This is a genomic window from Streptomyces sp. NPDC016845 (assembly GCF_044332585.1).
Taxonomy (GTDB): domain Bacteria; phylum Actinomycetota; class Actinomycetes; order Streptomycetales; family Streptomycetaceae; genus Streptomyces.
Map to the genome: position 1 here is coordinate 36,198 of NZ_JBIRPI010000011.1, position 22,688 is coordinate 58,885.

The following is a 22,688-nucleotide window of genomic DNA, read 5'->3' on the forward strand; positions in this document are numbered from 1 at the left end:
CGCGGGGCGGGACCTACCAGGCGCTCGCCCGTACGGTGACGATCGGCGTCAGACCGCCTCCGTCCGCCGCTCGCAGCGTCTCCAGGAACGTGACGATCTCGGCGGCCACCGAGCGGTGCTGCTGGTCGTTGAGGACGTCGTGCCGTGCGCCGCGCACGACGGCGAGGCGGGCACGCGGCAGCGTTCTGGTGAGCGCGGTGAGGGCGTCGTGGTCGGCGAGCGGGTCGCCGTCGCCGACGAGCAGCAGGCGGGGCAAGGGGGAGGCGCCGGCGTGGGCCGCCTCCAGGAGCGCGTCCGGCACGGGCGCGTCCAGGGCACCGCGCCGCACCTGTGTGTCGTCGGTGAGGAGACCGCGGTGCGTGGGGCACGTCGTCCGTACGTCGAGTTCCTCGTCCCAGGTGGTGCCGGTGGCGGCGGCGCCGTTCCCGGGCAGGCCGGCGAGGACGAGGGCGTCGGGCCGTAGACCCGGGACGCCTTCCTCGCGGCCGAACAGCGCGGCGAGCGCGGCGGCGCCCGTGTCGGAGCCGATGAGGACGAGGGGGCGCGCGGTGTCGTCCTCGGGGACGGCCGCGGCGGTCCGTGCGCCGAGGGCGTCCAGCGCCGCGGGCAGGTCATCGGCGGCGTCGAACTCCGCCGCGTCGACGACCCGGACCCGGTAGGCGTCGGCGGCGAGGCGCTCGCCGAGCCGGCGGTAGGCGCCCCGGGTCTCGCCCCGGCCCGGCACCACGACGACGGTGCCGCGGGTCAGCAGCCCCTCGGGCGCGTGGTGGTCGGTGTACGAGGCGGGCGCGGCGGACGTCTGGTGGCTCATGCGGTCTCTCCCACGGTGGCGGTGTGGCGGTTGGCCGGGATCGGCAGGCCGAGGTTGCCGCGCAGGGTGTCGGCCTCGTACGCGGTGCGGAACAGGTCGCGCTTCTGGAGGATCGGGACGACGCCGTCGACGAAGAGCTCCAGCTCCTCCTCGGTGCGGAAGGCGAGGTTGATGCCGTCGAAGGTGCCGGCGTCGAACCACTCCTCGATGCGGTCGGCGACGGTCTCCGGCGCTCCGACGAACGGCGAGCGACGGAACTCGGCGAGCGTCTGCGCCACCTGCCGCAGCGTCAGCCCTTCCGCCTTCGCCCGCTCGATGATCTTCGCGGCTCCCGTGCGTCCGCCCTTCTCGGCGAGGTGCGCGACGTCCGGGAAGGGCGCGTCCAGGTCGTGCGCGCTGAAGTCGTACGCGCCGAAGGAGCGGCCGAGCAGCGCGAGGTGCCGGTCGAAGTCGTTGTCCTCCTCGAAGATCTCGCGCTCGCGGCGGTGTGCTGCCTCGTCCGTCGACGCCACGACCGGGCCGCCGTGGATGAAGATCTTGATGTGCTCGGGGTCGCGGCCGTACGCGGCGGTGCGGCGCTTGATGTCGGCGTAGTACTCCCGCGCCTGCTGGAGCGGCCCGCCCGGTGCGTAGATGCCCTCGGCGACGCGCGCGGCGAGGTCGCGGCCTTCCTCGGAGACACCGGCCTGGAAGATCACCGGCTGGCCCTGCGGCGAGCGCGAGAGGTTCAGCGGCCCGGCGACCTTGAAGTGCTCGCCCTCGTGGTCGAGCGCGTGCAGCTTGGCCGGGTCGAGGAAGACGTTGCGGTCGACGTCGGCGGGGAACGCGTCGTCCTCGTACGAGTCCCACAGCCCCTGCGCGACCCGCACGAACTCCAGGGCGCGCCCGTAGCGCGTCGCGTAGTCGAGGTGTTCGTCGAGGCCGTAGTTCTTCGAGGTCCCGGTGTCGAAGCTGGTGACGACGTTCCAGCCGGCGCGGCCACCGCTGATGTGGTCGAGGGAGGCGAAGCGGCGGGCGAGGTTGAACGGCGAGTTGTAGGTGGAACTGGCCGTGCCGACGAGGCCGATGTGCCGGGTGTGCGTGGCAACGGCAGACAGGAGGGTGAGGGGTTCGAGCCGGTTGAGGTAGTGCGAGGGGTAGGTCGCGTTGATGAACTGGCTGTCGACGATGAACAGGGCGTCGAACAGCGCGTGTTCGGCCGCCTGCGCCTGCCGTATGTAGTAGTCGATGTCGATGCTGGCGTTCTTGGCGACGCGCGGGTCCTTCCACAGACCGTGCTGGCCGGGGCCGCCGACGCCGTACGGATGCAGCGCGAGGTGGATCTTCTTGCGGGACATGGGGTTCCTGTCTGTGGGAGGGGCTACGTGTGCAGCAGGGCGCGCAGCGCGTCGCGTTCCGCGCGGTCGGCCGGGGCGCCGCGCAGGGTCGGGGCGGAGCCGAGCAGGAGTCGGGTGTACGGGTGCCGGGGCTCGCTGACGAGGCGGTGGGCCGCGCCCGTCTCGACGAGTTCGCCCCGGTACAGGACGGCGATGCGGTCGGCGACCCCGGCGACGGAGCCGAGGTCGTGCGAGATGAGGAGGAGCGCCGTGCCCTCGGCGCGCAGCTCCTTGAGGATCTCCAGGATCTGGACGCGGTTGGCGGAGTCGAGGGCGCTGACGGGTTCGTCGAGGATGACGACGCGGGGAGCGGTGACCAACGCCCGTGCCACGGCGACGCGTTGGCGCTGGCCGCCGGAGAGTTCGCCCGGCAGCCGCCCGAGCAGGTCCTCGGTGAGGCGGACCCGGTCGAGGAAGCTGCGGACGCGGGCGGCCGCCTCGGCGCGGGCCACGCCCTGCACGAGGAGGGGTTCGCTCAGCGAGTCCTCGACGGTGAGGTCCGGGTCGAGGCTGCGCAGCGGGTCCTGGAACACGTACTGCACGGTCCCGCTCCTGCGCAGCTCGCGCCACTGACGGCGGCCGTAGGAGGTGACGTCCGCTCCCCCGACGGTGATGGAGCCGCTCGCCGCCGGGACCAGACCGAGGACGGTACGGGCGAGGGTGGACTTGCCGGAGCCGGTCTCGCCGATGAGGCCGACGGTCTCGCCCGGCGCGACGCTCAGCGAGACGCCGCGCAGGGCTTGGCGGCGCCGTCGGCGGGCCCCGTAGTGCACGTCGAGGCCGGTGATCCGCAGCACCGGGTCCCGGCCCGCCTCGTCGGCGCTCACACGTCGTCCTTCGTACGGAACTTGTCGAGGCCGTAGCTCTCGTGCTCGGCGATCAGCAGCCGGGTGTACGCGTGGCGCGGCTCGTGCAGGACCGTGCGGGTCGGCCCGTGTTCGACGACCTCGCCGTGGCGCATGACGAGCACCTCGTCGCAGAGCTGGGCGACGACGGCGAGGTCGTGGGAGACGACGACGAGCGCGAGCCCGTCCTGTGCGCGCAGATCGGCGAGGAGGTCGAGGATCTCCGCCTGCACGGTGACGTCGAGGGCGGTGGTGGCCTCGTCGGCGATGAGGACGCGCGGCCGGGCCGCGATGGCGGCGGCGATGAGGACGCGTTGCAGCATGCCGCCGGAGAGCTCGTACGGGTACTGGTTGTGGACGAGTTCGGGGTCGCGCAGGTGGACCGCGCGCAGCAGCTCGACGGCGCGCTCGCGGGCCTCGCGGCGCTTGAGCCCCAGCTTCACACGCAGCACTTCGGCGAGTTGTGCGCCGACGCGGATCGAGGGGTTGAGGTAGGAGGCGGGGTCCTGGAAGACCGCGCTGATGGTGGTGGCCCGCAGCTCGGTCCACTCGCTCCGCGTCAGGGTGGTGATGTCGGTGCCCGCGATCTCGACCGAGCCGCCGGTGATCTCGAAGTGCGGGGGCAGGATGCCGAGGGCGGCGCGGCAGGTGAGGGTCTTCCCGCTGCCGGACTCGCCGACGATGCCGACCGTCCTGCCCGGGGTCAGCTCGAAGCTCACCCCGTGCACGATCTCCCGGTCACCGGCGAGGTCGCTGATGCGCAGGTCGCGGACGCAGAGCACGGGCGGCGGCGGGTCGGAGGGCTCTCGTGGGGGCGCGACGATCGGCTCCGCGAGCGTCTTCTGGGTCATCGGGCACCTCCTGCGGTGACAGGTTCCGTCGGGTCAGGTCGGTGGGCGCGGGCCTTGCGCCGGTTGACGAGGGCGCGTCCCGCCTCGCCGGAGACGTCCCGGACGGCGTCGGCGAGCAGATTGGCGGCCCAGACCGTCACCATGATCAGCAGGGCGGGGGCGACCGGCGCCCACGGCTGGTGGCTGAGGTAGGCGAGGTCGGAGGCGAGCAGTCCGCCCCAGGTCGGGGCGGGTGGCTGGACGCCGATGCCGAGGAAGGTCAGCGAGGAGACGATGACGAAGCCGACGCCGATGGTCTGCGCGAGGGCGACCGCGAGCGGTGGCAGCACCTTCGCCCATACGTGGCGGCGGACGATCCAGCCGAGGGAGGCGCCGGAGACGAGCGCCGCCTCGACGTACTGGGAGCGGGCGACGGTGAGGGTCGCGGCACGGGCCACCCGGTAGAACAGTGGCGAGACGAGGACGCCGGTGACGAGCATGGCCTGCGTGATGCCGTTGCCGAGCAGGGCGATCACCGCGACGGCGAACAGCAGGAACGGCAGCGCCACGAGTGTGTCCGTCAGGCGAAGGGTGGCCCATTCGAAGGCGCGGCCGAGGTAGACCGACAGGATGCCGGGGACCGCGCCCACCACCAGGGCGGTGACGGCGACTTCGAGGGAGCCGAGGACGCTGACGCGGGAGCCGTCGAGAAGGCGGCTGAACGTGTCGCGGCCGAGGTAGTCGGTGCCGAGCCAGTGCGCCGACGAGGCGTCCGCGAGGGTGTGGGTGCTGGTGGCGAGCGGATCCTGCGGGGCGAGCAGCGGCCCGGAGATCGCGAGCAGGGCGATGACGGCGAGGACAGTGACGGCGATCCGTCCGGAGGTCAGGCTGAGGACGCGGCGCACCACGGTTCACACTCCCCTCTGCGAGGCCGGTGTCACACGGGCCAGGACGAGGTTGACGAGCAGGTTGAACGTGACGACCAGGACGATCGACACGACGAGGACGCCTTGCACGGCGGGTACGTCGCCGGACTGGGCGGCGTCGTTGGCGAACCGCCCGAACCCTTGCAGGCCGAAGATCCACTCGGTGACGACAGAGGCGCCGACCAGTGCGGGGAACTTGAGGCCGAGCGTGGCGAGCGTCGGGCCGAGCCCGTTGCGCAGGACGTGGCCGAAGAAGATCCGGCGGGGGCCGAGGCCCCGGACGACGGCGCCGGTCACGTAGTTCTCGCTGTACGCGGCGATGAGGCTGGTGCGCAACTGCCGTGCCACGTCCGCGATGACGTCGAAGCTCAGGGCGAGCGCGGGCAGCGTGATGTGGGCGAGCCACGGTCCGACGCCCTGTGCGGCGGGCACGTACCCGGCCGACGGGAACAGGCCGAGCCCGACGGCGAACACGGCGACCAGGACGATGCCGACGACGAACGCGGGCATCACCGATATGACGGTGACGAAGCCGGTGACGGCCCGGTCGGTCCAGGTGGTGCGGCGCAGCGCGGCGAGCGTGCCGAGGACGAAGCCGGCCACGACGCCGATCAGGAGCGCGAACGTCGCGATGGACAGGCTGACGCCGAGTCCGACACCGATGAGGGTGGAGATGTCGGCGCCGTTGGTCCAGCTGGTGCCGAGATCGCCGTGCAGGATGCCCCTGAACCAGTCCCCGTACTGGACGAGGAAGGGCCGGTCGAGCCCCCACTCCGCCTCGACGCGGGCGACGGCCTCCGGGGTCGCCTCCTCGCCCAGCTGGATGCGCGCCGGGCTGAGCCCGCTGAGCGAGCGCAGCGCGAACGTCACGAACGTGGCGACCAGGAAGACGGGGACGAAGAGGGCGACCGACCGGCCGAGGGAGACGGCGACGCGGCCCAGGGCGTGGCGGGTACGGGAGCGCGCGGCCGTCACTTCGCGCCGCCGATGGTGACGCCGGTCCAGTCGATGTGGGCCGGGTTGGCGGGCAGCTTCGAGATCGACTTGCTCTTGGCGATGAGGTTGGGCTGGGAGTACGTGAAGACGAGCGCCTTGCTCTCCAGTCCGGCCCGCGTCGCCGCCTGCAAGGTCTCGGCGTACCCGGCCGAGTCGAGCGGGGTCTGGCGGACCTTGGCGATGGCGGACTCGAAGCCGTCGGGCTCGTAGGGCGAGGAGAGGTTGAGCGGGCCGTTCGGGCCGAAGTGGGCGGTGAGCGTCTGCGCGGCGGAGTCACGGCCGGTCGTGGAGTAGAGGGAGAAGGTGAGGTCCTTGGCGAAGAACGGCGTCGCCCAGTTCTTGTCGATCTTGATGTCGACGGTGATGCCGACCTTGGCGAGCTGCGACTGGACGATCTCGGCCTGCGGGTCCTCGGCGGGTATGACGAGCTTCAGCTTGAGGTCGCCCGCCTTGTATCCCGCTTCGGCGAGCAGCTTCTTCGCCTTCGCCACGTTGTGCGGGTAGGCGTTCTCGGACTGCGGGTCGTAGGCGACGTAGCCCTTGGGGAACGGCTGGTCGGTGGTCTCGCCGTAGCCGAAGGTGAGCTTGTCGACGAACTCCTGGCGGTCGACCGCGTAGCGGACGGCGTCGACGACCTTGTCGTTGTCGAACGGCTTCTTGTTGATGTTGAGGCTGATGTTGGAGGCGTTGAAGCCGGGCTGCACGAAGACGTCGAGACCGGCCTTCTTGGCGGCGGACGCCTGACTCGGTTCGATGTCGGCGAAGTTGTAGACGCTGGTCTGCAGACCGGAGATGACGGTGGCGGCGTCGGGCGCCGAGGTCAGTTCGACGTTGTCGATGTGGATGTTGTCGGCGTCCCAGTAGTCCGGGTTCTTCTTCAGGACCGCCTTGGTGCCGGGGACGATCTGGGTGACGGTGAAGGGTCCGGCGCCGACCGGGTTCTGGTCCAGCTTCGCCGGGGACTTCGCCGCCCTGGGGCTGGCGATCTGCAGGACGCGCTGCCCGAACAACTGCGGTATCTGGTAGTCGACCTGGTTCAGGTGGACGACCGCGTCCAACCCCTTCGCCTCCACCGACCCGATCGAGGTCAGGTCGCCGAAGAGGGCGGAGTTCCGCTGCTTCTTGGCCCGCTCGATCGCGGCCTTCACCGCGGCGCCGTCCACCGGCTCGCCGTCGCTGAACTTCAGTCCGGAGCGCAGGTGGAAGGTGATCTGGTCGCCCTCGGCGTTGTACTCCCAGCTCTTGGCGAGGTCGGGTACCGCGTCGCCCTTCTCGTCGGTGCGTGTCAACGAGGCGTACACGAGGGCGAGTTCGCGGAACTGGGCGCCGCTTCCGCCGACGACGGGGTCCCAGTGGGCCGGAAAGTAGGAGGACGTCCACTTCAGGGCGGAGCCCCCGCCCGCCCCCGCGGCATCGCCGCCGCAGGCGCTGAGAGCCGGTACGAGGAGGGCGGCCAGGCCGGTCACGAGACCTGCGGTACGCAGCCGGGCGGCGGGGCGGACAGGGCCGGCGGGGCGACGGGGCGTGCGGCGTCCGGACATGGTTCTCTTTCGTCGAGGGCCCACGGGGGCACGGGCGAGCGGCGGCACCCCGGGGACCGGCGCGGACGCGGGCCGGCGTGCACGGGCATGCGGGCACGACGGAGCGGGGCCTGAGCGTCAGCGGGTCACGGGGTGGACCGGAAAACGGGGCAGCACTGCGGAGAGGGAAGACGGCGGCGCGAAGAGAGGTGCGCTCGGCCGGTGAGTCGCGCGGGCAGCGCGGAGACGGTGGACTGTGCCGGTCAGCGACAGAGGGCGCTACAGGTGCGCCGCAGATCCACGTAGCGGCAGACCACACCGGGGTGCGTCGTAAGCATGTGCCACATCCTGGGGCCGGTCATCGGCCCATGTCAATGGACACCAAAAGGTGTCTCATTCGGCGGACGGTTCTTCTTCGCTGGTCAGCGGCGCGCAGACAGGGGGCCTGTGCTGCGGTCGGGACCACAGCGGACCGCCCGCCGTGTCGTACCGCAGCGCCCCGGGCGGCGGCCACGGGCCGGTCGTCAGCACGGCGGCCTCGGGTCCGGTGAGGGTCATGTAGCGGCGCAGCGCCTCGGCCGCGGGCAGCCTCGGCGTGGCCTCCGGCAGCAGACCGGGGCAGAGTTCCCCGACGGCCGCCGCGTACTCCTCGTAGGGGCGCCAGCCGGGGACGACCCGGCGAGCGTCCGGCGTACGGAACAGCAACGTGGGCAGCGCGTACCGGAGTTGGCCGTCCTGGGTCTCCTTGGCGGCGCCCGGGTGCGGCGAGTCGGAGTCGGCCCGCAGCGCCTCGGGGACCGGCCCGCGCGTCTCGGCGCAGTCGGCCCGCACGCGTTCGCGAACGGCGTCGGACCCGGCGTCGGCCCGCAGCCGGTCCGCGTCGAGGCCGGGCAGCGTCCGCACGGCGGACAGGGCGCTGTCGAGGGTGGCGGGAGGGTGGCCGTGCAGGAACATCACCTCGCGCAGCCGCCGCAGCACCCGGTCGGCGACGTCACTCCCCTGCTCCTCGGCCGCCTTGGCGACGAAGGACGCCTCCCAGGAACTCTCCGGGACCCGGAACATCACGGCCGGACGCGGCGCCTTCGTGTGGGCGCTGATCCGCTCGATGTACCCGTTGTACCAGCGGATCTCCGCCATCGGGTCGGGCGGCTGGTCATCGTCGTCGTCGAACAGGATGCCGTGGACGCGGCGCCAGCGGGTCCGGCCGTCGAGCGCCGCCCGCAACTGGCGGAAGGTCGGCTCCGAACCCCACGCCCAGGGGCAGAACGGGTCGGTGTACTCGACGACTTCGAGGTCCGGCGGGCCGCCCCCGGACGTCATGCGGCGCTCCTGTCCGGCTGCGGCTCACGGGCCTCGGCCGGCAGCAGAGAGGCGAGGGTGACCCCGGCCAGGACCGCCGACGCGTCGGCCTCGATGCGGCGGTACACGTCGGGCAGCCCGGAGGCGGCGCCCGGGTAGTCCAGGCCGTCCAGCGGCGCGCCGCGCAGGGTGAGCAGGTCACCGTCGACGGCGCGCGCGACATCGAGGAGGGTGATCTCCCCGGCACGGCGGCCCAGCCAGTAGCCGCCCTCGCAGCCGCGCTGGCTGCGCACCAGACCGGCCTTGCGCAACTCGCCCACGACGGACTTCAGGAAGCGGAACGGGACCCCTTGCGAGGAGGCGATGGCCTCACACGTCAGCGGGTGTTCGGGAGCGCGGGCCAGCTCCAGGAGCGCCCGCGTGGCGTAGTCCGCCTTCGCGGAGATATGCATGCGCCCATCATGCCTGAACCGTCGCTCCGACAACGCGCTGCGCACTCCCCCACCGCTTTGTTGCGGGAACATTGCCGCAGGTGAGAGCCAATGGACACCTCTTGACATCCTTTTCGCGGGCGCTTTAGCGTCCCGGCCATGAGCGATCCGCTGACCACCCCCGGCGAAGGTTTCCACCCCCACCTCCATGACGCCCCGGACGCCTCGGCGGCCCCGCTGCGGAGCCGTCTGCACCACATCCGCGCCGACGCCCTGGACGGTGACACCGCGCAGACGGGCGGCATGCGCAGGTTCGCCGCCGTCAGCGGGCGGGCCGTCGGCTCGGAGAAGCTGTGGATGGGCCAGACCCATGTCGCCCCGGCGACCTCCTCCTCCGATCACCACCACGGCGAGTCCGAGACCGCCATCTACGTGGTCGGCGGGCACCCCGAGTTCGTGTTCCTGGAGAACACGGAGGAAGGCGAGCGGGAGATCCGGCTGCGCACCTCGCCGGGCGACTACATCTTCGTACCGCCGTACGTACCGCACCGCGAGGAGAACCCGGACCCGGCCGACGAGGCCGTGGTCGTCATCGCGCGCAGCACGCAGGAGGCGATCGTGGTGAACCTGCCGAAGCTGCACGCGCTGCCGCCGCGGTCCCAGGACGCCTGAGGCGCGGCCGACGGGGCACGGATCTTCACCCCTTCGGCCCCGCATCGCCGCCCCCGGCAGGCGCCCGTACCCCGTACGGCCGAGGCTCTCCTTACGACACGAGTGTTCTCGACGTAGGTGAGGGTGGTGGCGATGGCGATGCGCACGCGGGCGTTGGCGTCGGAGTTCCTCGGGACTCTGCTTCTGGTCTTCTTCGCCGTGGGCTGCGCGGTCCTGGGGGTCGAGTTCATCGGCACCCTCGGCATCGCGCTCGCCTTCGGCTTCGTGCTGCTCGCCCTCGCCTACGCGCTCGGGCCGATCTCCGGATGCCACGTCAATCCGGCGGTGACGCTCGGCATGCTGTGCGCCCGCCGCATCGACGTGGCCACGGCGATCGGCTACTGGATCGCGCAGTTCGTCGGCGGCATCGCCGGGGCGGCGCTCCTCTTCCTGCTCGCCAAGCAGGTGCCCGGCTTCCAGGCCGACGGCGCCTTCGGCAGCAACGGCTACGGGGACCGGTCCGCGGTGCACATCAACACCGGCGGCGCGTTCCTCGCCGAGGTCGTCCTCACCTTCCTCCTCGTGTTCGTGGTGCTCGGGGTGACGCACCGGGTCGCGGTCGTCGGCTTCGACGGGCTGCCGATCGGTATCGCCCTCGCCGTCATCCACCTCATCGGCATTCCGCTGACCGGCACGTCGGTGAACCCGGCGCGCAGCCTCGGCCCGGCCCTGTTCGCCGGTGGTTCCGCGCTGTCGCAGCTGTGGCTGTTCATCGTCGCGCCGCTGGTCGGCGGCCTGCTCGCGGCGCTCGTCCACCACGTGACGCATCCGGCGGGCGAGGACCGCATGATCGCCGACGAGGTGGCGGCGACCTGAGTCAGGCGCGTCACTCGATCAGGCCGGCGACCATCTCGGCGAACTCGTCCGGGGTGGCGAGACGGACACCGAGCGACTCGGCCTTGGCGCGCTTGGAGCCCGCGCCCTCGCCCGCGACGACGAGGCTGGTGTTCTTCGAGACGCTGCCCGAGGACTTGCCGCCCGCCCGCTCGATCAGCTCGTTCATCTGGTTGCGGGAGAGGTCCGCGAGCGGGCCGGTCATCGCGCCGGTGACCACGACCTTCATCCCGGCCAGCGGGCCTGCGTCGGCATCGTCCTGCGCCTCACCGGGCGGCGGGGGCGGGGTGGCGCCCGGCTCGGTCATGGAGAGCCCGGCCGCCGCGAGCCGGTCGATCTGCTCGCTCAGCTCGGCGAGTTCGGCGACGATGACCGGGGCCTTCTCCGCGCCGATGCCGTCGACCCGCTGCATCGCCTCCGCGTCGGCGGCTCTGATGAGGTCCATCGTGGCGAAGTGCCGGGCGATGCGGCGGGACATGGAGCGTCCGGTGCCACGGATGCCGAGCGCGCACAGGACCCGGGAGAGCGGCTGCCGCTTGGCGGCCTCCAGGGCGGCCATCAGCTTGTCGGTGCTGGTCTCCCCCATACGGTCCAGGGCGAGCAGCTGCTCGCGCGTCAGGCGGTCGAAGAGGTCGGGCAGGCTCTCCACGAGGCCCGCCTCGACCAGTTGCACCACCCGGGTGTGGCCCAGGCCCTCGATGTCGAGCTGGTCGCGCCCGGCCGCGTAGCTGACCGAGGCGACGAGGTAGCAGTTGCGGCCGCGCTCGCACCGCCACCGCTGCTCGCTGGTGTCGATGCCGGAGCCGCACTGCGGGCACTCGGCCGGGAAGGCGATCTCCTGCTCCTCGCCGGTGCGCAGATGGGCGACGGGGGCCTCGATGCGGGGGATGATGTCGCCCGCCTTGTAGACCATGACATGGTCGCCGAGGCGCAGGTCGCGGCGGGTGATGTCGGCCGGGTTGTGCAGGGTGGCGTAGGTGACGGTGGAGCCGTCGATCTCCACGGGCTCCAGGACCGCGCGCGGGGCGATGATGCCGGTACGCCCCACGTTCCACTCCACGCCGACCAGCTTGGTGATCTTCTCGACGGCCGGGAGCTTGAAGGCGACGGCCCAGCGCGGGGCCCGTGTGCCGGTGCCGGCCGCCTGCTGGTCGGCGGCGAGGTCGGCCTTGACGACGATGCCGTCGATGCCGAAGGGCAGCTCGGCGCGGAGCCCGGCGATCTCCTTCACGCGCGCGAGGACCTCCTCGGCCGTGGGGACGACGACGCCCGCGACGCGCGTACTGGCGGGCGTGTTGATGCCGTACCCGGCCGCGTGGTCCATGAGCGCGCCGTGCGCCGCCCCGGTCAGCTCCGTGGTGAGCGCCTCGCCGGTGCTGGGCAGCGGGAGCAGTCCGTAGCAGAAGAACGTCATCCGGACCGTGTACGCGCGGTCCTTGGCGCGCAGGGTGCCCGCCGCCGCGTTGCGCGGGTTGGCGAACGGCTCGCCGCCGTGCTCGGTGCGCGCCTGGTTGGCGTACTCGAACTGGGCGGTCGTCATCAGCACTTCGCCGCGCACCTCGACCGTGACCGGTTCGGGGAGTCCGGCGGGCAGGCCCTCGATGGTGCCGATGGCGTGCGAGACGTCCTCGCCCGCGGTGCCGTCGCCCCGGGTGATCAGCCGGGTCAGGCGGCCGTCCTCGTAGCGGGCGGCGATCGCGAGCCCGTCGAGCTTGGGCTGCACGTTCCAGGACGCCACCTCGCGGCCGATGCGCCGCTCGACGGACGCTGTCCAGGTGGTGAACTCCTCGTCCGAGAACACGTTGTCCAGGCTCAGCATGGGCACCGTGTGCGGCACGTCCCCCTCCACCGCGCCGCCCGCGACCTTCCCGGACGGCGAGTGCGGAAGCACCTGGTCCGGGTGGGCGTCCTCGTACGCGGTGATCGCGCGCACCAGCCGGTCGTACGCGTCGTCGTCGAGGCGCGAGGTGCCGCCCTCGTAGTACGCGGCGGCGGCCGTCGTGGCCTCCTCGACGGCCTGGGCGTAGGCGGCGGCGTCCGAGAGTGCCGGGGGTGCGGGCAGCGCGGAAGGAGCGGCAGAAGTCGTCGTCATGCCCTCCATCCTGCCGCCCACCACTGACAATCCCCCTCGGACGCTACGGTGACGGGCGCCCCGCACACGATCACGACAGGAACGGACGCCACCTCAGATGCACGAGATCACCGTCACGCGCGATGTTCCCTGCACCGGCACCGCCGACGGTCCGCGTCAGCACCTCGACGTCTACGCGCCCTCCGCCGACGGGCCGGTCCCGGTGGTGCTGCTGTGGCACGGGCTCGGTCCGGACGAGAAGGACGTCATGGGCGCGCTCGCGGAGCGGATCGCGCGCGAGGGGCTGCTCGTGCTCGTGCCCGACTGGCGCTCCGACGCACCTGACAGCGGCCGCTCCCACCTGCTCGCGTCCCTCGCCCACGCGCGTGAGCACGCTGCCGCCCTGGGCGGTGACCCGGAGCGCCTCGTCCTGGCCGGGTGGTCGGCCGGGGCCGGGGCGGCCGTCGGCGTCGCGCTCCGCCCCGACGTGGTCGCGGGGTGGCGGCCCACGGCCGTGGTCGCCGTGGCGGGCCGCTACGACGTGCCCGCCCGCACCGCTGGACGTGCTGCCGGGCACCGACCACGCGGGCGTCATCATGTCCGCGTACGACCCCGGCCTCGGGAAATGCCGCCCTTCCCACTCCCCCGCCGCCACGCGCGCGGGGCACCACGTGGCGGCCCTCTGCGCGAATACTTTCCGGAGTTCGGATCGGCTGGTGTGACGACGATCGAACGGGGGTAGGACGGAGCAGGGCGCAATCCCGATCTTGGGAGCGCGGCCTGACCATTCAAGCTCGCCCGAGTCGGGCGTGAGAAGAAGGACAGCAGTATGGCCAGCGGCACCGTGAAGTGGTTCAACTCCGAAAAGGGCTTCGGCTTCATCGAGCAGAGCGGGGGCGGCCCCGACGTGTTCGCCCACTACAGCAACATCGCCGGCAACGGCTACCGTGAGCTCGTCGAGGGTGAAGCGGTCACCTTCGACATCACGCAGGGCCAGAAGGGCCCGCAGGCGGAGAACATCGTCCGCGGCAGCTGAGCCATCACGGCATGACATGCCCGGCGGGGCGGGGACGGCTTCGGCCGTCCCCGCCCCGCCGGTCGTTCACTCCCCTACACCGGTCGTCGCCTCACACCGGTCGTCGCCTCACACCGCGAGGACGCGGAGCGAGGGGTGCCGGGCGGTGTTCAGGTAGAGCTTCTCGCGGGTGTGCTCCTGCTCCAGCTCCAGGACCAGGCGGTAGCGGTACAGGCCGGGCCTGGCGGTGCTCAGGATGGTGCCGGCCCAGTAGTAGTACACCGGGGTGAACTTGTCGCGCATGCGGTCCGGTGCTCCATAGATCTTCAGCTCGGTGAATATCTTGCGCTCGGCCACGTCCTCCTCGTCCCCGGACTCCGTGTCGAGCAGAACGATGCTGTTGATCTTCGGCATGGGCGGCCAGGTGTTGTCGAGCCGCTTCTCCATGTCGATGGGGCGGATGATCCAGTTGAGGACCTGCCCCTGCTTGCAGACCGTCTGCAGATGGTTGGTGCCCTGGCCGTCGCCGCCGATGCTGTTGTCCACCATCCACATCGAATCGTCGAGCGAGCCGGTCGCCGTCGCCCGTTCCATGTCGATCAGAGTGACGATGTTGAGCTGGACCGAGTTGAGCTGGCCCGGGTTCTGCTTCTGCTCGAGACCGGTGGTGCGCGGGGCTGTGCTCGTACTCATCGTTCCTCCTGGGCTAGCCGACGAGGCTCGGGGAGAGCGGGGTGGTGAGCGGCTCGTCCCGGGAACCGACCTTGAACTTGATCTGGTAGGGGACCGGGACCGTGGTGTCCCTCTTCACCGTCCCGATCCAGTACGCGACGTCCGTACCGGGGTAGACCCGGCGCTCGGGTACGACCAGCTCGGGGTCGACGATGATGCCGTCGATGGCCAGGTAGGCCTCGCACTCCAGGGCGAGCACGCCCCACAGCAGCTGGTCGCCGGCGCGGACGCGGGTGCGCAGCTCCTCGGTGCCGAACCCGGTGGAGCCGGCGGCCTTGTTGGTGTCGTAGAAGTACAGGTTGCCGTGGAGGGTGCCGGTGGCGAGGGCGCCCACGGCGTCCACCACCGCGGTGATCGAGACGGGGCGCCGGCCGACGTTGGTCTCCAGCCTTTTCCTGGTGGTCATCTGCCGCTCCTCGGCTAGGCGGTGGTTTCCCGCGGAGCGTCCCCGTGCGGGGTCGCGGATCCACGGGCGGACGTGGGGATGGGCAGCAGGCCGAGGCCCGCCCCCGTGAAGCCGTTGATCTTGGGCTCGCTGGTGACCTTGAGCTTGGACTCGCAGGTCAGGTTCACCGGCTCCCAGAGCGACTCGCTGCCCCGCAGCACCAGCTTGTGGAGCTGGATGCGCATCATGTAGGAGTACGTGCCGGGCCGGGAGGAGTCGACGGTCGCGGACCAGTACCAGCCGTCGGTGACCAGGTCCGGGGAGCCGTACTCGGCCGGATACATGATCTTCTCGTCGACGGCCTGGCCGTAGATGTCGGTGATCACCGGCCCCGGGTAGCTGTACGCGCCCGCGGTGGCGTCGGTGACGACCTCACCGGTGACGTCGAGGACCTTCTGGTTCGAGAGGCGGCCTTTGGTGCGCCGGGTCGTCTTGACCCGGGTGCCGACGGTCTGGCGGATCTTGCGCAGGTCGGCCGCGGGGTCCGAGCTGAGCGCGCCGGGTTTGGCCGTGATCTCGTCCAGCTCCTCCAGGGCCTGGGCGTCGCTCTGCCGGGCCCGGTTCGCCTCGTAGCCGCGCGGCACGGTCGGCGGGATCGAACCCAGGCTGTAGGGCAGCCAGTTGAGCACCTGCTCGGTGGCCTGGGAGCCGTCGCGCCAGTAGGCACCGTGGATGGCGGTGACGAGATCGCCGGTGCCCTGTCCCTCCGAGCCGTGCAGTTTCATGTTGTCGAACAGGTAGGTGTTGCCCTGCAGGGTGTTGGCCTCCAGGGCGTTGCCGATGTCCACGAGCACGATGATCGCGAGCTGTTGTGCCATGCTTCACCTCGTCGTTCTGGTCGGTCGCCGGTCGGTTCCGAGCCGCTCGCCCCGCTCACGCGCCCATCAGGGCCGGTGAGTCGATGTGGAGCACGCTGTGCGCGCCTTCGTACATCTGCAGTTCCAGTCGGTACTTGTGCGGCGTGCCCGGGGTCAGGTCGGGCGGGACCATGCCCGCCCAGTGCGCCAGGTCGAGCGCGTCGCCGTCACTGTCGGAGGACAGGCGCTCGCCCGGCACCGCCTCGTCGCCGTTCTGGCCGAGGAAGGTGATGTTCTTGATCTCGACCGGCGTCTGCAGGTCGACGGCGAGAACGGTCCACTGGACGACCTGGCCGGGGCGCACGGAGGTGCACAGGTGCGGCGTCCCCTGGCCGCTGCTGTCGTCGCTGCTGTTGTCCATCATGCAGAGGTTGCCGTTGAGCAGGGTCCCTCCGGAGAGGGCGCCCATGACATCGACCACGGCGATGATGTTGACCTGCGGTTGGTAAGCCACTCGTTCCTCCTGCGGGTTGTCCGGATTGCATGCGGAGACGGAACTCTCAGGTGTGGTCGCGGACCAGCGGCACCTTGCCGACCGCCGTGCGCTGGATGTCGGGCGAGTGGCGGGGCACGAACCTGATCTGCAGCCGGTAGCCGGTCTTCGCGATCGAGGCGGGGTTGGCCTCGCCGTCGTTGAACAGGGACAGGGAGCGCGGCAGAGCGGTGACGAGCACCTTGTGCAGCCCTTTCGCGCCGAGCAGGGAGTCGACGCGGTAGGTCGGGCCGAGCACGTCGTCCACGGCCGCGTACAGGGTGAGCGTCCGGTTCTCGCGGTGGTTGGCGAACTGGATCTCGTGGGCCGACTGGTCCAGGTCCACGACGCCGGCCGCCTTCAGCTCGTCGCGCAGCGCGCTGTACGCGCGGACCGCGGAGTACTGGCTGTCGTTGAGGTGCAGGACGTCCCCGGTCCGGCCGGCGAACTCGAACTGCAGCGCCTTGGGCCCCGTCGCTCCGTCCAGGCGCGGCCTGCGGATCATGCGGTCGCCGAGCTTCAGCCGCAGCAGGGGCGCCTCGTGGGCGTGCAGCCGGGTGACGACCAGCTCGCCCTCCTCGCCCTCGGGGACCCAGTACCCGGCCTCGTCGACGATCTCGATCAGGTGCAGGCCCGGTACGGCGGTCAGGGCGGGGCTCTCCTCGTCCAGCTGGAGTCCGACGGTCTCGGCCTGCGTTGCGGCGAAGTAGCTGAGGATCGCCAGGTTCGGGTAGAGCGCCTTGAGTTCGGCCCGGTTGCGCTGGGCGAGGACCCCGCTGCCGTAGAGCGCGACGCGGAAGCTCTCCCTGGCCTGTCGGCTCATGCCCGCGCCCAGTTCGGCGAGGATGGCGATGCCCGCCGAGATGCCCATGAGCGCCTTCGGGCCGCGGTAGGAGAAGAGGTGCTCCAGGACGGGGGCGGTGACGGGTCCCGCGCCGATGTAGTTGACGCCCGGCACGCTCTGCAGCACCCCGCCGACCATGGTGCCGCTGCTCCACATCTGGTAGTCGGCCAGCGTGGTGAGGAGCCACTTGGGGTCGCCGCCCGCGAGGTGGTCGGCGAGCTGGTAGGCGCCCAGGAAGCGGCCGGCCACCTCATAGGTGTCGCGCAGCTCGCGCAGCGAGTACACGGTCTCCAGCGGTTTGCCGGTGGTGGTGCCGCCGCTGGCGACGACCTCGAACCCGCCGCCGCCGTGCGGGACGACGAGCCCCTCCCTGTTCCCCATGAAGAGGTCGCGCTGGGTCTCCTTGTCGGAGAGCGGGATGTGCTGCCACTCCTTGTAGCTCTCCGGCGGCCTGATCACCCCGGCGGCGTCGAGGCGGGCGCGCCAGAGCGGGTTGAGCCGGATGGTGTGGATCATCTGCTGCAGCCGGCGCAGCACCAGGGCGTCCTGGATCTGGTGGGGGATTTCGCTGTAGGGCTGCCCGCAGATCCGTTCGCACTCGCGCATCTTCTCGGCGAAGGGCGGAAGGCGCGTCACCGCTTCCGTGCTGTGCGGCGTCAGTTCGGCGTCCGGGATGAGCCAGTCGACCATGGCCTGGACGTCGGCGGGTGGCGTCGTGGCCGTATACGTGTCCGTCACTGTGCCTTTCCTGCCTTCCGTATCTCGTCGAGCAACATATGGAAGTGCCCGGTGGTGATCTGGTGGTTCATCATGACCACGCGGAGGGCGGCCACTCCGTCGATATCGACTTTGGAGATAAAAAATTGCCCGCGATGTTTGATCCGGTCCCTTATCTGTACCTGGAAATCGGCCACCTCTTTTTCGCCGATCCATTCCGGCCGGTAACGGAAGCAGAGAATATTCGCCTCGGGCCGGTGCACGGTCTCGAAGTCCGGCTGTTCTTCGAGGATCGCGTGGACGTACCTCGTCAACCGGCAGAGATATTCGATCTTCTCGGCGAAGAGGGCCGGCCCGTACATGGCCCAGAGCACCCACAGACCCATGATCATGGGACGCTTCGTGCATTCGAAGTTCTTGTCGCCGCTGTCGAGCTCGGTGTACACGGAGGGCTGTGCGTCGAACACATAGCTCGCGGTCTGCCGGAACGCGTCCCGGCTGTGGTCCCGGTCCCGGTAGAAAAGCAGGGTGCACGGTGCGGGCACGAACATCATCTTGTGCGCGTCCCAGGCGAGGGAGTCGGCCTGGTCGATTCCGCGCAGTTTGTGGCGCAGGTCGTCCGAGACGAGCAGACTCGCGCCGTGGGCACCGTCCACGTGCAGCCACAGATCGCGTTCGCGGGCGACGGCGCCGAGTTCGTCGAGCGGGTCGAAGGCGCCGACCGACGTCGTGCCCGCGGACGCGACCAGGCAGAACACGTGCAGGCCCTGCCGGGCGGCCTCGTCCAGTGCGGGGCGGACCCGGGCGGCGTCGATGCGGCGCGCCGCGTCGAGCGGGAGCCGCACGATGCGGTCCTCGCCGATGCCGAGGATGCCGGCGGCGCGCGCCACGCTGTAGTGGGTGTCGGCGCCGACCGCGATCGCGGGTCTGGCCGGGCCCGCGAGCTCCGAGCTGCCCCGCGCCCAGACCCCGGGAAACGCCTTGTTCCGGGCCGTGAGCAGGGCGGTCAGGCTGGCGAGGGAGCCGCCGGACGTGGTCACCATGGCGAAGGTGCCGGGTTCGAAGCCGATGAACTTGTTCAGCTCGTCGGCCATGATCCGTTCGACGACGTTGGGCAGCTGGCCCGCCTCGTAGAAGGAGGAGGGCTGGTTCACGACCGAGCTGACGAAGTCGATGACGCCGGAGAGCGGGACGACGCCGGAGAACTGGCGGCCCATGTAGCCCGGCGAGTGCACCTGGATGCCGGTCCTGAGGTAGAGGTCGACGATCTCCGAGAGCCGCGCCTCGTCGAACGCGGCGGGCCGCTCGCGCTCCTTGGTCATCAGCGCCTTCGCCGCCCGGGTGAGCTGGGCGGGCTCGATCAGTTCCAGGCCCCGGATGGAGAGATCGGCCAGGTGCTTCTCCAGTTTGGCGAGAACGGATTCGGCACTTTCCCGGAACAGCTGTACATCGAATGCCTCGATCAACAATCCACTCTGCAGCGATTCCGTCACAGGGGCCTCCCTCGCACATTCCCTACCGTCCGCCCGATGGTTCAGGACGCAACGAAACCAGTCGATCTGGAAGCAGTGGAGCGGCACCACCGTAGATCCCCGTGACACGGAAATATACAATTTGCCTTCTACTAACTTGATTTGGCCCGATCGCCCCGCAACGGTGGCGGACGCTCCTGTCATGAACGCGCTCGCACCGGGCGTCGTATTCAGGCAAGGAGAATTACCGATTCCGCCGCATATGACAGTGGAATCCGCAGGCGGTCACGGGGGCACCGGTCGCAAGCCGCATCCGCAAGGCGGCGTTTCCTGCCAGCCCGCGGAAGGCAGGCTGTCGGCTTCCGGACGCATCCCCGCGATCGCGGACCGTCTTTCGCGACGCGCTTTCCGGCCATGAACAGGCGCCACCTAGGACATTTGTTCGAATTTCAAGCGCTTGCATAAGGAAGGGCCCCGGCGAAGTGCGCCGGGGCCCATGCTGACATAAAGTCAGCCTTTGGCCTAAGCGTGTCCCGCATCTGTCGCTGCCGCAAAGTCGGGGCGACCCAGCGGTGTCTTGTTGCGGACGGCACCGACCCATTCGGCGGTCGAGGCCACGAAAGCGAAGAACGACTGCAGGACCACGAGAACGGCGTGGTGGATCTGCGCGGCCGACAGGGTTCCCGTCCGGTTGGACAGCGGCAGGGCGCCGGTGGCGTCCGCGAGCACCTCGACGCGGTAGCCGCGGTGCACGGCGTCGCGGGCGGTGGACTCGTCGCAGGTCTGGGTCATGTAGCCGACGATGGTGAGCGTGTCGACGCCCTCGCGCCGCAGCCACGCGTCGAGGTCGGTGCCGGCGAACGACGACGGCAGGGTCTTCTCCACGAGGTGGTCGTGCGGCCGGGCCGCCACCACGTCGTGCAGGGCGAATCCGTGGGAGCCGCGCGCGAACATGGGCGAGCCCGCCGGGGCCGCGTGCTGCACGACCACGACCGGGACGCCCTCCTGGACGGCGGTGTCGATGGCCACGGCGATGTTCCCGAGGCTCTCGGGGAGCGCCGGGTAGGCGATGGGCAGGGCGCCCGTGACGTACTCGTTCTGAACGTCGATGACCACGAGGGCACGTTTCATGGTGAGGTCTTCCTTCCGGCAGTCGGTGCTTTCTGCGTCGTCTCTGTCGTCCGGCTCGTCCGTGCTGTGCGTGTCGTCACCGGGGCACCCCCGTCGCCCGCACGAACGCCTCGAACAGCGCCTGCTGGGCCGGGTCGTGCACGGCCGTGTGTTCCGGGTGCCATTGCACACCCGCGAACCAGGCCCGCCGGTGCGGGAGTTCGAGCGCCTCGCGGGTGCCGTCGGCCGCCTGCGCGCTGACCTTCAGGCCCGCGCCCACCCGGTCCACCCGGCGATGGTGCAGGCAGGAGGCGGTCACCACCTGGGCGCCCATGCTCAGTTCGAGGAGGGTGGCAGGCTCGACGGTGACCTGGTGGACGAGGTTGTGGTGCTCGCGCCGCCAGCCCGCGAGGTGTTCCTGCAGTGTGCCGCCGAGCGCCACGTTGACGGCCTGGAGGCCGCGGCAGATCGCGAGGAGCGGCAGTTCGGTGCGGAGCACGTGGTGGACCAGGGCCAGGTCGAATCCGTCCTGCTCGGCGTCGGCGTCGTACGTGGTGCCGTACACCGGCGCGGACCCGTAGCGGCCCGTGGCCAGTTCACCGCCGCCCGGCAGCAGGACGCCGTCGAAGCGCGTCAAGCGGTCGGCGACGAGCGCGGGGTCGCAACTGCCGTTCGGTGCGTGCGGATGGAGGGTCACGGGCTCGCCGCCCGCCCGCCAGACGGCTTCGACCAACGCGCGCCCGACGACCTCGGCGGCGTGGCGCAGCGCGGACGTGGAGACGGCGAAACGAGCGGGAATCGCGATGAGGGGGCGGGCAGGGGGGGCGGGACGGGTCACAGGCATTCCTCGGGGAGTTCGGTGCAGGGGGGTCAGGTCAAGGGCGGGTCCTCCGGGTGGGCGGAGCGCGCGGGCGTGGGCGTGGGCGTGACCGGGCGGAGAAGGTGGGCGACGGCGCCCAGGAGCCAGACCGCGGGGACGGCCAGCGCGAGCCAGGTGGCGGTGGTGCGGTCACCACCGATGAGGGTGGTGAGGTTGTCCAGGACGAGCCAGATCGCCCCGGCGACACCGAGGGCGCCCAGGGCGGGCGCGAGGGCGGTGTGCCACAGGCGCCGGTCCAGGCGGGCGCGGCGGAAGAAGACGACGACGGAGACGGAGGTCAGGAAGTACAGGAGCATGATCGCGAGGACGGCGACGCCGCTGAACCAGGAGAACAGCGTCACGACCGGGTCCTTGTGCGCCAGCGCGAACGGGACGACGAGGCACACGGCGACGGCCGTCTGGACGACGCCCGCGGCCCACGGCGCGCCGCGCCGGTTCAGGCCGCTCAGCGCGCGCGGGAGACGGCGCTCGCGGCCCAGGGCGAAGAGGTAGCGGTTGGCGGAGTTGTGGAAGGCGAGGATGCCCGCGAAGAGGGAGGTGGCGAGCAGGACGGGCAGCAGGTCGCCCGCCCAGGAGCCGAAGAGGTCCTCGATGGGCTGGAAGACGAACGCCGAGGAGTCGCCGCTCTCCAGGGCGCTGCCCGCGGCCTCGGCGGCGTGCGAGGCGCCGTGGGCGGAGATCACCATCCAGGAGGTGAGGGCGAAGAACGCGGTGATCAGCGTGATGGACAGATAGGTGGCGCGGGGCACGGTCCGGTGCGGTTCGCGGGCCTCCTCGCCGTAGATGGCGGTGGCCTCGAAGCCGAACATCGAGGCGACGGCGAACATCATGGCCACCCCGGGCGCGCCGTCGAGGGCGGCTCCCGGCGAGAAGCTGTCGGCGACGCCGAGCCCTTCGGGGCCGCCGCCGCGTACCAGCGTGACCAGGGCGAACGCCAGCAGGATGCTGGTCTCGGCGACCACGAACACGGCGAGGACGCGGGCGCCCATGTCGATCCCGGCGATCCCGAGCACCTGCACGACCGCCATGGTGAGCAGGGCCCACACCCACCACGGCCACTCCAATGCCGTGTGCGCGTCCATGAGCTGGGCGACGGTCGCGCCGTACAGGCCGTACATCGCCGCCTGGATGGTGCAGTACGCGAAGAGGGCGACGGCGGCGCTGCCCGTGCCCGCGGCCCGGCCGAGCCCCGTGCCGATGTACGTGTAGAACGCGCCGGGATCGACCACGTGGCGGCTCATCGCGACGAAGCCGACGGAGAACAGCAGGACGACCGCGCCCGCGGCGGCATAGGCGGCCGGGACGCCCGGTCCGTTGCCGAGCGCGACGGAGAGCGGCACGGCGCCCGCGATCCCGGTCAGCGGGGCCTGGGCGGACAGGACGAGGAAGAGGACGCCGACGACACCGAGCGCGTTGGGCCGCAGACGGCGTTCGGCGGCGGGGTGTTGCGGGGTCTGGGCCGACATCCCGGCTCCTCGGTGGTCGGTGGGGCAC

Annotated in this window: 23 protein-coding genes; 4 read left to right on the top strand and 19 right to left on the bottom strand. The window is 71.1% G+C overall.

The genetic code is table 11. The features are described from left to right. Positions 1-13: 13 nt before the first annotated feature. The 9 genes from ACH4RC_RS24920 to ACH4RC_RS24960 form a co-directional block, all read right to left on the bottom strand. Complete coding sequence (locus tag ACH4RC_RS24920) at positions 14-811, bottom strand: alpha/beta hydrolase (RefSeq protein ID WP_398204774.1); 798 nt, start codon at positions 809-811, stop codon at positions 14-16. Then, positions 808-2,148, bottom strand: a complete 1,341-nt coding sequence (locus ACH4RC_RS24925; RefSeq protein ID WP_398204777.1) for an LLM class flavin-dependent oxidoreductase — start codon at positions 2,146-2,148, stop codon at positions 808-810. The genes ACH4RC_RS24920 and ACH4RC_RS24925 overlap by 4 nt, the downstream gene beginning before the upstream one ends. Positions 2,149-2,171: 23 nt before the next feature. Beyond that, a complete protein-coding gene (locus tag ACH4RC_RS24930; protein ID WP_398204780.1) occupies positions 2,172-3,014 on the bottom strand; it encodes an ABC transporter ATP-binding protein in 843 nt (280 codons plus the stop codon). Next, a complete protein-coding gene (locus ACH4RC_RS24935) occupies positions 3,011-3,883 on the bottom strand; it encodes an ABC transporter ATP-binding protein (RefSeq protein WP_398204782.1) in 873 nt (290 codons plus the stop codon). Before ACH4RC_RS24935 ends, ACH4RC_RS24930 begins: the two co-directional genes overlap by 4 nt. After that, on the bottom strand, positions 3,880-4,770 hold the full coding sequence (locus ACH4RC_RS24940) for an ABC transporter permease (RefSeq protein ID WP_398204785.1): 891 nt from the start codon (positions 4,768-4,770) through the stop codon (positions 3,880-3,882). Before ACH4RC_RS24940 ends, ACH4RC_RS24935 begins: the two co-directional genes overlap by 4 nt. A gap of 3 nt (positions 4,771-4,773) precedes the next feature. Further along, positions 4,774-5,763 (bottom strand): ABC transporter permease, encoded by a 990-nt coding sequence (locus tag ACH4RC_RS24945; RefSeq protein WP_398204788.1) that lies wholly within the window; start codon positions 5,761-5,763, stop codon positions 4,774-4,776. Further along, entirely contained in the window at positions 5,760-7,325 is a 1,566-nt protein-coding gene (locus ACH4RC_RS24950) for an ABC transporter substrate-binding protein (RefSeq protein WP_398204790.1), read from the bottom strand. The genes ACH4RC_RS24945 and ACH4RC_RS24950 overlap by 4 nt, the downstream gene beginning before the upstream one ends. A gap of 372 nt (positions 7,326-7,697) precedes the next feature. Further along, positions 7,698-8,624 carry a DsbA family protein gene (locus ACH4RC_RS24955; protein WP_398204792.1) on the bottom strand — a complete coding sequence of 309 codons (927 nt, stop codon included), beginning with the start codon at positions 8,622-8,624 and terminating at the stop codon, positions 7,698-7,700. Further along, on the bottom strand, positions 8,621-9,055 hold the full coding sequence (locus tag ACH4RC_RS24960) for an RrF2 family transcriptional regulator (RefSeq protein WP_398204794.1): 435 nt from the start codon (positions 9,053-9,055) through the stop codon (positions 8,621-8,623). The genes ACH4RC_RS24955 and ACH4RC_RS24960 overlap by 4 nt, the downstream gene beginning before the upstream one ends. A 138-nt stretch (positions 9,056-9,193) precedes the next feature. On the opposite strand from ACH4RC_RS24960, the gene ACH4RC_RS24965 reads away from it, so the two are divergent. Together ACH4RC_RS24965 and ACH4RC_RS24970 are read left to right on the top strand one after the other, a co-directional pair. Further along, positions 9,194-9,706, top strand: a complete 513-nt coding sequence (locus ACH4RC_RS24965; RefSeq protein WP_398204796.1) for a cupin domain-containing protein — start codon at positions 9,194-9,196, stop codon at positions 9,704-9,706. A gap of 138 nt (positions 9,707-9,844) precedes the next feature. After that, positions 9,845-10,561 carry an MIP family channel protein gene (locus tag ACH4RC_RS24970; protein WP_398205158.1) on the top strand — a complete coding sequence of 239 codons (717 nt, stop codon included), beginning with the start codon at positions 9,845-9,847 and terminating at the stop codon, positions 10,559-10,561. 10 nt (positions 10,562-10,571) lie between these two features. Here the strand turns inward: ACH4RC_RS24970 and ligA are convergent, their stop codons facing one another. Next, positions 10,572-12,671 carry an NAD-dependent DNA ligase LigA gene (gene ligA, locus ACH4RC_RS24975; RefSeq protein ID WP_398204799.1) on the bottom strand — a complete coding sequence of 700 codons (2,100 nt, stop codon included), beginning with the start codon at positions 12,669-12,671 and terminating at the stop codon, positions 10,572-10,574. 97 nt (positions 12,672-12,768) lie between these two features. On the opposite strand from ligA, the gene ACH4RC_RS24980 reads away from it, so the two are divergent. Further along, positions 12,769-13,392, top strand: a complete 624-nt coding sequence (locus ACH4RC_RS24980) for an alpha/beta hydrolase family protein (protein WP_398204801.1) — start codon at positions 12,769-12,771, stop codon at positions 13,390-13,392. 87 nt (positions 13,393-13,479) lie between these two features. Further along, positions 13,480-13,686, top strand: coding sequence for a cold-shock protein (locus ACH4RC_RS24985; protein WP_398204803.1), 207 nt, complete (start codon positions 13,480-13,482; stop codon positions 13,684-13,686). Positions 13,687-13,794: 108 nt separating this feature from the next. Here the strand turns inward: ACH4RC_RS24985 and ACH4RC_RS24990 are convergent, their stop codons facing one another. The 9 genes from ACH4RC_RS24990 to ACH4RC_RS25030 form a co-directional block, all read right to left on the bottom strand. Next, positions 13,795-14,358 (bottom strand): hypothetical protein, encoded by a 564-nt coding sequence (locus ACH4RC_RS24990; RefSeq protein WP_398204805.1) that lies wholly within the window; start codon positions 14,356-14,358, stop codon positions 13,795-13,797. A 13-nt stretch (positions 14,359-14,371) separates the two neighbouring features. Further along, positions 14,372-14,803, bottom strand: coding sequence for a hypothetical protein (locus ACH4RC_RS24995; RefSeq protein WP_398204808.1), 432 nt, complete (start codon positions 14,801-14,803; stop codon positions 14,372-14,374). A gap of 14 nt (positions 14,804-14,817) precedes the next feature. After that, a complete protein-coding gene (locus tag ACH4RC_RS25000; RefSeq protein ID WP_398204809.1) occupies positions 14,818-15,660 on the bottom strand; it encodes a hypothetical protein in 843 nt (280 codons plus the stop codon). Positions 15,661-15,715: 55 nt separating this feature from the next. Next, the gene (locus tag ACH4RC_RS25005) at positions 15,716-16,153 is read right to left on the bottom strand and encodes a hypothetical protein (RefSeq protein WP_398204810.1); all 438 of its coding nucleotides are present in this window, start codon (positions 16,151-16,153) and stop codon (positions 15,716-15,718) included. A gap of 46 nt (positions 16,154-16,199) precedes the next feature. Further along, a complete protein-coding gene (locus ACH4RC_RS25010; RefSeq protein WP_398204813.1) occupies positions 16,200-17,753 on the bottom strand; it encodes a hypothetical protein in 1,554 nt (517 codons plus the stop codon). After that, positions 17,750-19,225 (bottom strand): pyridoxal phosphate-dependent decarboxylase family protein, encoded by a 1,476-nt coding sequence (locus ACH4RC_RS25015; RefSeq protein WP_398204815.1) that lies wholly within the window; start codon positions 19,223-19,225, stop codon positions 17,750-17,752. The genes ACH4RC_RS25010 and ACH4RC_RS25015 overlap by 4 nt, the downstream gene beginning before the upstream one ends. A gap of 501 nt (positions 19,226-19,726) precedes the next feature. After that, positions 19,727-20,335, bottom strand: coding sequence for a cysteine hydrolase family protein (locus ACH4RC_RS25020; RefSeq protein WP_398204818.1), 609 nt, complete (start codon positions 20,333-20,335; stop codon positions 19,727-19,729). 76 nt (positions 20,336-20,411) lie between these two features. Beyond that, on the bottom strand, positions 20,412-21,152 hold the full coding sequence (locus ACH4RC_RS25025; protein WP_398204820.1) for a gamma-glutamyl-gamma-aminobutyrate hydrolase family protein: 741 nt from the start codon (positions 21,150-21,152) through the stop codon (positions 20,412-20,414). A gap of 32 nt (positions 21,153-21,184) precedes the next feature. Further along, a complete protein-coding gene (locus ACH4RC_RS25030; protein WP_398204823.1) occupies positions 21,185-22,660 on the bottom strand; it encodes an APC family permease in 1,476 nt (491 codons plus the stop codon). Between the last annotated feature and the right edge of the window lie 28 nt (positions 22,661-22,688).